This is a genomic window from Streptomyces sp. (assembly GCF_036566765.1).
Taxonomy (GTDB): Bacteria; Actinomycetota; Actinomycetes; order Streptomycetales; family Streptomycetaceae; genus Streptomyces.
This window is the reverse complement of sequence record NZ_DATCVQ010000351.1, coordinates 1-6,151: the sequence shown is the minus strand read 5'-3', so window position 1 is coordinate 6,151 and position 6,151 is coordinate 1. Positions and strand designations below refer to the sequence as shown.

Annotated in this window: 3 protein-coding genes and 2 pseudogenes; 4 read left to right on the top strand and 1 reads right to left on the bottom strand. The window is 68.9% G+C overall.

The features are described from left to right. Positions 1 to 216: 216 nt before the first annotated feature. On the top strand, positions 217 to 747 hold the full coding sequence (locus tag VIU94_RS20500; RefSeq protein ID WP_331913289.1) for a GNAT family N-acetyltransferase: 531 nt from the start codon (positions 217 to 219) through the stop codon (positions 745 to 747). Between the two features lie 826 nt (positions 748 to 1,573). Next, positions 1,574 to 3,601 carry a fibronectin type III domain-containing protein gene (locus VIU94_RS20495; RefSeq protein WP_331913288.1) on the top strand — a complete coding sequence of 676 codons (2,028 nt, stop codon included), beginning with the start codon at positions 1,574 to 1,576 and terminating at the stop codon, positions 3,599 to 3,601. 242 nt (positions 3,602 to 3,843) lie between these two features. Here VIU94_RS20495 and VIU94_RS20490 read toward each other — a convergent pair. Beyond that, positions 3,844 to 4,640, bottom strand: a pseudogene (locus VIU94_RS20490) (NAD(P)/FAD-dependent oxidoreductase); the annotation flags it as partial. A 68-nt stretch (positions 4,641 to 4,708) separates the two neighbouring features. Here VIU94_RS20490 and VIU94_RS20485 point away from each other — a divergent pair. Further along, the gene (locus VIU94_RS20485; protein ID WP_331913287.1) at positions 4,709 to 5,047 is read left to right on the top strand and encodes a thioredoxin family protein; all 339 of its coding nucleotides are present in this window, start codon (positions 4,709 to 4,711) and stop codon (positions 5,045 to 5,047) included. A 105-nt stretch (positions 5,048 to 5,152) separates the two neighbouring features. Further along, positions 5,153 to 5,859 (top strand): annotated as a pseudogene (locus VIU94_RS20480) (IS5 family transposase); the annotation flags it as partial. Positions 5,860 to 6,151: the final 292 nt, after the last annotated feature.

Here is a 6,151-nt window from a genome sequence, read left to right as displayed (position 1 = left end):
GGTCCGATGCGGACCTGGAGGCAGCCGGACCCTGAGGTCGGGGTATCCGGGCCAGCTCCCTTCAGGGATGAAGGCACGCGGTCTGGACCTGCTCGGGCCGCTTCGGAGAGCGGGACGCCGAGCCGCCCGGCGACGGCCTCGTCCGTCGCACGTCGCCCATCGTCCTGGACGGCGTACGCCCAAGGACTGTCAGTGGCCTGAACTACGGTGTGTCGCATGGACGATGTACGAATCGAAGTACGCCTTGAGCCCTGGTCCGAGGAGGACGCGGGGCTGTTGCGCGCGCTGAACGCACCGGAGCTGATGGGGCATCTCGGCGGCCCAGAGACCGAGGAGCAGCTGGACCGGCGCCACGAGCGCTATGTGCGGCTGAGCACCGACAGCACAGGCGTGGGGCGGATGTTCCGGATCGTGCTGGTCCCGGAACGTGTCGTGGTGGGCAGCATCGGTTACTGGCAACAGACCTGGGACGGCGAGCCCGTGTACGAAACGGGGTGGGCGGTACTGCCTGGATTCCAGGGGCGCGGGGTTGCGAAGGCCGCCACGCGCGCGGTGATACTGGAGGCCCAGGCGGCGGGCCTCCATCGTCACTTGCACGCGTTCCCGTCGGCGGACAACGCGGCGTCGAACGCGGTGTGCCGCAGGGCGGGCTTCGAGCGGCGCGGGGAGCGGGACTTCGAGTACCCGCCGGGGAATCCGATGCGCTGTGTCGACTGGCGGTTCGACCTCGGCGGGGCGGTGGCGTGATCACCGGCAACTAAGCGACTGCGATCGCGTTCAAGTGACGCCTTCGGGGTCTTTCGCCAGGTCCCTTCCGTCGCGGGAAGCCGACGGAAGGCGTCCGACTGGCTGGGCACCCGGGACAGCAGCGCATGCGCCTCCAGCCAGGACCAGGCGTCGGAGAGGCGGTCGACGAGAACCTGTGTGTCCGGCTCGCCCTGGAATGCCTGGCGGGCCGAGCCCATCGTTTCGCCGTACTGCAGGAAACCGGTGCCGCTGGCGAGGTGCTGCAGAAGAAGGAGCGCAACGTCCCGGGTGGGCAGCCGCCGGATCTGTTCCGCCGGAACCGGCGGTATGAACGTGAACGTCATGGGCGCACGCTACGGCGCAGAACCGACACCCGAGTGCCGTATCCCGGCAGAGGGACACAGACGGGCCGAACCGGTGGCGTCGCCCTTTGGTACTCACCCTGCCGGGTGGAAGGTGAGGCCCGTCAACAGCCGAGATGCAGCGGCAGGGAGCGGCGCATGTACGAAGTGATCAGGGTGGAGTTCCGTACGGAGCTCCAGGCGATCCCGTCGCCGGGCATCCCGCCGGGACCGCGCCCGGGTCCATCGAGGGTGCCTGCCGCAGCCCTTCCCGACGCCTTTTCGGAGCGGGTGCTCGAGGAAGGCCCTCTGTCGGCGTGGATCCTCAGCTTAGGCAATCCGTTTCGTGCCCTGTACGGCTGAGGTCCGAAACTCCGAACGAGAGAATGTGGGGGGTGGGGCAACCTTGCCCCCACCTCATGGGTCACACAGGCATCACTTGTTTCATATATTCACCTAGGTCCGGAAAGGGCCCGCTCTCTGTGATGACTCATACCCGGCTGAGCGCCGTGGCCGCGACGGCTGCTCTCGCCGCCGCCGGCGGTCTGATCACCGCCGCCCCGGCCTCCGCCGCCGTTTCCTGCGCCTCCCCCACGTGGACGGCTCAGTACTTCGCCAATACCTCGTTAAGCGGCACGCCGAAGCTGACCGTCTGTGACTCGGCCATCGCCGAGACCTACGGCTACGGCGACCCGGCCGGCGTCACGCTGCCGAGCGACAACTTCTCCGTCCGTTGGACGGTCACCCGTGACTTCGGCTCCGGCGGACCGTTCCGGCTCTCCGCGGCCACGCAGGACGGCATGCGCGTCTACGTCGACGGCGTGCGGAAGATCGACATGTGGAGCAACGTCTCCGCCACCGCCCGCAAGACGGTCGACCTGACCATCCCGGCCGGCAAGCACACGCTCCGCGTGGACTACGTGGCCTGGACCGGTTACGCCTACGCTGCCTTCACGTACGTCCCGCGCACCGAGGCCACCCTCGACACGGTCAAGCCGCTCGCGCCGACCGGCCTCACCGCCGCGTACGACCGGACGACGGCCAAGACCACCCTGCGCTGGACCGCCAACAAGGAGATGGACCTCGCCGGGTACCGCGTGTACCGCCGGTTGAGCGCCACCAGCTGGGCGAAGGTCAGCGGCACCTCGCTGCTCGCCTCCCCGTCCTTCGTCGACGCGCCGCCCGCGACCGGCCAGACCTTCCTGTACGAGGTCCGCGCCGTCGACAAGGCCGGCCGCGAGTCCACCGGCAGCGCCGACGTGGTTGCGACCACGGTGGACCGCACGGGCCCCGCCGCCCCGACCGGGCTCACAGTCGCGACCGGCGACGGGGGGTGGGCCACCCTGAACTGGCAGGCCGCCGCCGACGCCACGAAGTACGAGGTGTACGCCTCCTCCGCGGCCACCGGCCCGTTCCAGCTGCTCGGCTCGACGACCACGACGTCGTACCGGGCCGACGCACCCCCGAACACCACGCGATACTTCCGGGTCCGGGGCCTCGACGCGCTCGGCAACCCGGGGGCGTACGCGACGGTCACCGCGCCGAAGTCCCCGACCGACCTGGGCTCCGTCGTCCGTCCGGGCTCGACCGAGGTGTACTGGAAGCAGCCCGACGGCTTCTACGAGGACTACGACAACGGCGGTCACTACCGTGTGTACCGCTCGCTCGGAAAGACCTTCGACCCGGCCACGAGCACCGAAGTGACCTGCGCCGAGGGCAGCAACGAGGCCGGCAACGGGGGCAAGTGCTACGACCTGACCATGCCCGCCGGCACGTACGTGACGTACGCCGTCGTCGCCGTGGACCCGTACAAGAACGAGTCGGCGTATTCCGCCCCGCTCGTCGTCCGCACCGGCGACCGCGTGGCCCCCGAGCCGGTCACCGGCGTCCAGGTCACCCCGCGCAGGGACGGCATGCTGGTGAGCTGGGCCGCCTCGGCCGAGGACGACGTCGAGGGGTACTACGTCTGGACCGGCCGCCTGCAGCTCGACGGCAGCATCAGCTGGATCAGCTCCAACCAATGCCGGGACGGCGAGAGCGACCCGCTCGCGATCCTCTGCGGCGGACTGCCGGACGGCGAGACGTACGTGTACGCGGTCGTCGCCAAGGACCGCTGGGGCAACGTGCTGCAGCCGACCGCCCCGGGGGTCACCCGGGTGCCCGCCAACGAGCTCGACGTCCGGGCGTCCTCGCCGTTCGACTATGAGGACTGGGAGCTCGGCACCCTGGCTCACGACTCGTTGATCGGCTCCCTCGGACCGTCGGTCAACTGGAAGTGCGACAACACCGCGCTGTGCGAGACGGTCACGGGCTACCTGATCAGACGGTGGAACCCGGCGACCAGGGCGTACGAGCCCCTGCACAGCGGGCTGCTCCCCGCGGAGACGCGCAGCTACATCGACACCACCGCGACCAAGGGCGACACGTACTTCTACACGCTGGAGGCCCTGCGGGCCGACGGCACCAGGGCAGGCGTCAACTGGTGGTACACCATCGTCCAGGACCGCGTCTGAGGGACTGGCTCCGACGCATGACCCAAACGGCCGCCTCCTCCGCGGAGGAGGCGGCCGTTTCCACGTCCCGGGGGCCGGCGGGCAGCGGACCACGACCACACCGAGGACCTGGCCCACATCTCGCCGTACCTGACCGAGCACATCCGTCGCTTCGGCGAGTACTCCACCTGCGAACTCGGACTTGAGCCAGAGGCGTACGACCCGAAGCTGGACGTCGACGTCGACTTCACCCCGCTGCGCGATCAGGGCCTCCCATCGGAGGCTTCGGCCAAGCCGCCTGAACCGCACGCATGCGGGTTGGCGTCCTGAGGGGCCATGGACGATGCGCGCGAACCTAGCCCGCCTGTCCGGCGGTGACCGGCACCGTGTCGCGCCTGGCCTGCAGCGGGCTCTCGTATGCCGCCTCCCGAGAGGTTGTGCAGGCTGTACGAACCGGGCTTGCCCGCCTCATCGGCCAGGTGCTTGACGGTGCCCTTGCAGACGAACTCCTTGAGCTTCGCGCCGGGACGACCGGCGATGTGGAACCACAGCGCGACGTCGTTCTTGTGAGCGAACTGGAACATGCCAGCGCGTCGGCCCACTCCGATGCACTGGCCGGCGAACACCTGGTTGAGGGGCGAGGGCTGCTCCCCCGCGATCCGGCTGAGGACCGTGTCGGCGGCCCGTGCGCCCAGGGGTATCGACGCCTGGCAGCTCATCCGCGCCGGCAGGTCCGACGGCGCGGTCGAGTCACCGGCCGCGACGATGGGTACGTCGTCCACGCTGGTCAGCGTCTTGTCCGCGAGCAGACGCCCCAGGGCGTCGGTGCTCAGCCCGCTGCGGGCGGGCCAGGTCCGGCACGCCGAATCCGGCGGTCCAGACAGTCACCTCGCTGGGCAGCTCGCGGCCACCGCTGAGCAGCACGGCGTCGCGAGTCAACTCGGTCACCTTCGTGTCGGGTCCGTCGAGCACGGTCACATCGAGCCCGGTCAGCCGCTTGGTGATCGAGCGCAAGGCCGCGAGGGTGCAGGTTCGGGCCGAGGACCCCGCCGCGGACCACAGGCCCGGGTCGCGGCCGTGCCAGGGATGATGGGGATGGAAAGACGGAACATGAGGTCAGGAGCTTCCATGGCGAAGTGGGTTCACCAACCCCGTGAGGATGCGGAGTTCGATTTCATCCTGGGGATGAGCGAGGTTCCGGTCCTCGCATACTTCTGCGGGACATGGCCCAAGGCAATCGAGCCCTGCCGGGCGATGGACCTCGTCGTGGGGGGCATCGCCGAGGAGTACATGGGCCGCCTGACGGTCGTCCGCACCGACATTACGCGCTGCCCGGCCGCAACCGAGCGATACCGGATCAGCGGAGCCCCGTCCTACGTCCTGCTGAAGGATGGCGAGGTGGTGGCGCACGGCACGGGGCCCATGACCACCGCCGAGGTCCGGGAGTTCCTGGACGGCCACCTCTGAGAGGACGTCAAGTCCGTTTTGCCTTAGCTCGTGATCACTCGTTCGTGGCCCTGTTGGCCGCTGCCAATGCTCGCCGGTGAGCATGTTCATGCCGAGGTTCGTTGCATGGAGCGCGAGTCGTATCCGAGCGACTTGGCCGATGCGCAATGGGCGTTGATCGAGCCGATGATCACGGCGTGGAAGCGGGAGCGGGTCGCACGGTCGGCGACCCGCAATCCCGGGGGTTGCGATCTCCGGAACGTCGTGAACGCGATCTTCTACCAGGACCGGACGGGCTGTCAGTGGCGCTAACTGCCTCATGATCTACCGGCCTGGTCGGCGGTGTTCTACTACTTCACCCTGTGGCGCGAGGACGGGCTCGACCAGCAGATCCAGGAACTGCTGCGCTGCCAGGTGCGGGAGAGGGCCCGCCGATCAGAGGACCCGTCCCTCGTGGTTATCGACACACAGTCCGTGCGCGTGGCCGCGGGAGTCCCGAAGGCCACGACGGGGCTGGACGCGAACAAGAGGACTTCGGGCCGCAAGCGGGGACTGGCCGTCGACGTCCTGGGGCTGATCATCGGCGTCGTCGTGCTGGCCGCTCGGCCCACGACAGCGCCGCCGGCAGAGCCCTGCTCGACCAGACCGCGGAGCGGTGCGGGAACCGCCTGGAGAAGGCCCTGGTGAACCAGGGGTTCAAGGACGAGGTCGTCATCCACGGCGCGATGCTCGACATCACCGTCGACGTCGTCCGCCGCAACCCCGCCGACCAGGGCAAGGGCTTCGTTCCGCAACCGAAGAGATGGGTGGTGGAACAGGTCAACGGCACGTTGGCTACGTAGGCGAGAACGGAGAACGCGTATAGCTGAGCGGGAAGAGCACTCGTGCGCCGCGGATGACTGAAATGTTGGCGAGATCTGGGAACGCTGGTCGGCGTGGCGGACTAGCCTCGCAATGAGGCTTGCCCGGGGAGGGCGAGCGGCAGGCAGCAGGACTGGGGGGCTTGGTGGGGACGATCCTCAAGGGCATGAGCCGCGTTCGGTGGCACGAGCTGACGCATGCCTACGGATCCGCACAAGACGTTCCAGGCCGACTGTCGCGGGTGGCGTGGGGCGACGCCAGGAC

What these genes read in the sequence shown, in the direction of transcription:
- VIU94_RS20500 (WP_331913289.1), top strand. Translation starts at nt 217, where the DNA reads ATGGACGATGTACGAATCGAAGTACGCCTTGAGCCCTGGTCCGAGGAG.
- VIU94_RS20495 (WP_331913288.1), top strand. Translation starts at nt 1,574, where the DNA reads ATGACTCATACCCGGCTGAGCGCCGTGGCCGCGACGGCTGCTCTCGCC.
- VIU94_RS20485 (WP_331913287.1), top strand. Translation starts at nt 4,709, where the DNA reads ATGGCGAAGTGGGTTCACCAACCCCGTGAGGATGCGGAGTTCGATTTC.